The organism is Desulfuromonas acetoxidans DSM 684 (assembly GCF_000167355.1).
Lineage (GTDB): Bacteria > Desulfobacterota > Desulfuromonadia > Desulfuromonadales > Desulfuromonadaceae > Desulfuromonas > Desulfuromonas acetoxidans.
Genome location: NZ_AAEW02000047.1, coordinates 1 through 4,324 on the forward strand (window position 1 = coordinate 1; position 4,324 = coordinate 4,324).

The window sequence follows — 4,324 nt, forward strand, 5'->3', positions numbered from 1 at the left end:
GGGGCATCCCAAGGGGGGGTTTAACAGAAGGAAAAGTCTTCTTTTCACCACAATTAATTTTGCGCCTATTATTAGGAGTATTTTATACCTATAAGAAGAGGAAAGTTGTTGTTCACACGTGGGCATGTTCAAAAAAGTTTCAATTGGTGTAACCCAAACGGGGGGGGGGGTTTTTTTATAATGAGGGTGTGGGGCCTATTTGAGACCCGGCAAAAACGGTCCCTTGAAACAAAACAGCCCCAGAAAGGCTGGCAAGATTTGGGACAAAACGGACCCAAGGTTCGGTACCCATTGTTGGAAAGAAACTGGTTCGCCAAACCCGGGACCCTTTGCGGACAAACGTTTTGTTTACTAACCTGTTGGGCCTGCGAGCAGGGCAATCTGGCGTGGGTTCGCCACTCCACGCTCTCTTTTACAAACAACCGGAGTCAAGCGTTTTCCGGCATCACACTTAGCTTGAGGCGCGTTCGAAGAGGAAATTTACTCAAGATTTTTGAAACCATTGCGGAGAGTATCAACGCCTACCTGGCGTCCTAACCGTTTAATTTCCCTTCAGTCTGCCCGTCATCAACCGGGCAGACTGGAAGTGTTCATCGCACCCGACACACACCTCACCCAAACGTCTCTGTCAACTTTTTCTTTTAGATGAGCCGGTTTAGGACGATCTCATCTTGCAAAATGCCCCCATTCCTGCTTGAATTAGGCTCCAAAAAATATTCACCTCCAAAGGAGCCCACGCACATGCACGCTGAAACGTTTGATCCCGTACTTGCCAAGCAAACCATTGACACCATCCGTCTGCTTTCGGCTGACGCCGTTGAAAAAGCCAACTCCGGTCACCCCGGAACCCCGATGGAAGGGGCTCCTCTGGCTTATTTGATCTACACCCGCCATCTGCGCCACAATCCAGCAAATCCAGACTGGCCGGGCCGCGACCGTTTTATCCTGTCCTGCGGTCACGCTTCGATGTTGCTGTACAGCACACTGCACCTGTCCGGCTACGACATCAGCCTGGATGACCTGAAAAATTTCCGCCAGTTCGGCAGTAAAACTCCGGGACACCCGGAATTCGGCCACACCCCCGGCGTCGAAACCACCACCGGCCCGCTCGGTCAAGGCATTGCCGTCGGTACCGGCATGGCCATGGGTGCTCGCTATCTGCAGAAAAATCTGGACAAAGACCTGTTTGACTACACTGTTTATGCGATCTGCTCTGATGGTGACGTAATGGAAGGGGTCGCTTCCGAAGCCGCCTCTCTGGCCGGCCATCTCAAACTCGGCAACCTGGTGTATCTCTACCTCGACAACAAAATCACCATTGAAGGCGACACCTCACTGGCATTCAGCGAAGAGGTGGCAACGCGCTACCTGTCTTACGGCTGGCACGTTGAACGCGTCACGGGTGAAAACCTCGCCGAAGTGGATGCCGCCATTGAGCGGGCCAAACGCGACCCGCGACCGTCGATGATCATCACCCGCACCAACATCGGTCAGGGTGCGCCCAACAAGCAAGGGACCGCAGCAGCCCATGGCGCTCCCCTCGGCACCGACGAACTGGCTCTGGCCAAGCAGGCCCTCGGATTTGACCCCGAGCAAAGCTTTACGGTTCCCGAAAGCGTCTATACACACATGGCGGAGCTCAAAGAGCGCGGCCAGAAACTTGAAGCCACCTGGAACCAGGAATGCCAACAGAAATGTGCCACCAACACCGCCCTGGCAGACTGGTGCAGCGACAATGAATTGTCTGCAGAGCAGATCGACGCTCTTCTGCCGGCTTTTGAGGCCGGTTCCAGCGCCGCCACCCGCTCCTCAAGTGGCCAGGTCCTCAATGCCCTGGCTGCCGGACTACCGATGATGCTAGGCGGCAGTGCTGATCTGGCTCCGTCCAACAACACCCACCTTAAGGGTGAAGACGCGTTTACCCCCGAAGCTGCCGGTCGCAACATCCATTTCGGCATTCGTGAGCATGCCATGGGTTCTATTCTCAACGGTCTGTGTCACACCCGCGGCCTGCTGCCGTTTGGCGCAACCTTTATGATCTTCTCTGATTATATGCGTCCGCCGATGCGTATGGCGGCATTGATGGGCATTGCTCCGGTTTACGTTTTGACCCACGACTCCATCGGTGTCGGCGAAGATGGGCCGACCCATCAACCCATCGAGCAACTGTGCGGACTGCGCAGCGTCCCCAACCTGACGGTCCTGCGCCCCTGCGACGCCAACGAGACGGCCCAGGCATGGAAAGCCGCCTTGATCAACCGCCAGGGCCCCACAGCGCTGATCCTGACCCGACAGAACCTGCCGACATTGGATCGCAATCAATACGCGTCAGCGGATGGCGTTCAAAAAGGAGCCTATGTTCTGGCTGTGGAAGAAGGGGATCTACAATTAATCCTCATGGCCAGCGGCTCCGAGGTCCAGCACGCACTGGCCGCACGCGATACCCTGCAACAGCAGGGCGTTGGTGTCCGTGTAGTTTCCATGCCCAGCTGGGAGTTGTTTGAAAACCAGGATAACGCTTACAAAGAAAAAGTTCTACCAAGCGCCTGCCGTGCCCGGCTGGCCGTGGAAGCGGCTTCTACATTCGGCTGGGAACGCTACATCGGCCTGGATGGCGCAATTGTCGGTATGACCGGCTTCGGTGCCAGCGCACCGGGTGGTCAGCTGATGGATCACTTCGGCTTTACCACCGACAATGTGGTTGCCAAAGCCAAAGAGCTGATTGGTTAATTCGTAAGCTCCATACACAAAAAAAGGGGAAGGTCGCTCACGACCTTCCCCTTTTTTATTGCTCTTTGCTGCCAAACTACAGGCGGCTTTGAAAACGTAAATACGCCGTTCCGCTGCCGTCCTCTTTTTCATTGAGCAACAGCACCGCCTGCGCCGGATCTCCGTACACGGCAAAGTCGAGAATAAACGCATCAACCGCGGCAAACGGATATTGGGCCTGCAATCCGCGTCCGGATTGTTCAATACGCACCAGCCGGTCTGCACCACTTGCGCCCCCGACCAGCGGCAATCCTTTGCTACGACCACGAATCAGGGTGTAAACAGCGCCGTGCCTTTTCACCAGCCGCCGCGCGAGAACAACCTCCTTGGCCAACACCTGATCCGTTGCCGAAAAACCACTCCGATACTCGGGATTTTTCAACGGGATCGACACATAAGGGCCCTGATAATCACCAAAATCTGTCAACAGGGTGGTTCCGGGAATGCGCTGATGCTTTGAACGGGCCTGGAGCATGAGGCGCTGGTCGTCATTCCACACCAGGGACTGCTCCGAATTGGGCCAGGCAACGGTTCCATATAACAGGTGTGACGTGGTCTGCAGCGGCGATGACCCGACCACAACCGAACCGTTTTTCATCTGCAGCGGCAAGATTTCCGGCGCAAAGGCCGCATAACTCTCACGGCGCTGTAAGCGTCCCTGGTTATCGGCAAGATCCACATACCCCTTCAAGTCAGCACTGATCGGCTTGAGCGACACAGTGGAAAGGACCCAACTGTGCAACAGGGAGTCGGTCCCCTCGGAGACATCATGGACATCCTCGCTCCATACCGCACCAATCTCCGGCTGGCCATCACCATTCAGGTCACCACACGTCAGCCTTAAGCCGCGTGACACATCAACAGACGGCTTAAATGATTCCAGAGGCTCAAAATAGTTGCCACGACTGCGAAAGTGCTGAACACGGTCATGATAGAGAAGATACAGCTCAACACCGTCGCCAGCAGCCCAGCTCACAACCTGAACCGGATTGCCGGGAATTTCAAACATCAGCTCACCGGGTGTCATGACGGGCTGAGGGTGCTGCACGGAAAGAACACGGGGTTGCGGAGCTGAAACCGGTGTTACTTGATGAACGGCTGCGGTATTGCGTGGTGTCTGTAACACCACGGGCTCAGGCGTAGCAGTGACCGGCAGCGCTGGACCAATCTTTTCCATCGCCACAATGGCATTATCCGAACCACGTTTGAGCAACAGCCGCTTCCCGGCGGCGGTTTCCCGCACCTCAAGAGTCAACCCTTTTTCTGATGGCCCCTCTGGAAGCACGGCGAACCCTTGTTCCAGCAACAACTCGACAACCGGCGCCAACGCCGGATCAGCAAACAGATCCACCCCCTCGGGCATCACAACTTCTTTGTCACCCTGCCACTTTTCCAAGCGATCCGTGAGCTGAGGCCACTGACTTGCCAGTGCCAGGGAAGACACTCCCAGAAATACCACCATCAAGACAATCGATCTGAATCCTCGCTTCATAACCACCTCATTGTTGAAACATGTCTAATAAACGACAAATAAAATAAAACTCCCCGACAGGAT

Annotated in this window: 2 protein-coding genes; one reads left to right on the forward strand and one right to left on the reverse strand. The window is 55.3% G+C overall.

Annotated features, from left to right (window positions below; translation table 11 throughout):
• Positions 1–741: 741 nt before the first annotated feature.
• Entirely contained in the window at positions 742–2,730 is a 1,989-nt protein-coding gene (gene tkt, locus DACE_RS16790; RefSeq protein ID WP_040367951.1) for a transketolase, read from the forward strand.
• 76 nt (positions 2,731–2,806) lie between these two features.
• Here the strand turns inward: tkt and DACE_RS16795 are convergent, their stop codons facing one another.
• Positions 2,807–4,261 carry an FG-GAP repeat domain-containing protein gene (locus DACE_RS16795; RefSeq protein WP_006003377.1) on the reverse strand — a complete coding sequence of 485 codons (1,455 nt, stop codon included), beginning with the start codon at positions 4,259–4,261 and terminating at the stop codon, positions 2,807–2,809.
• Positions 4,262–4,324 lie beyond the last annotated feature (63 nt).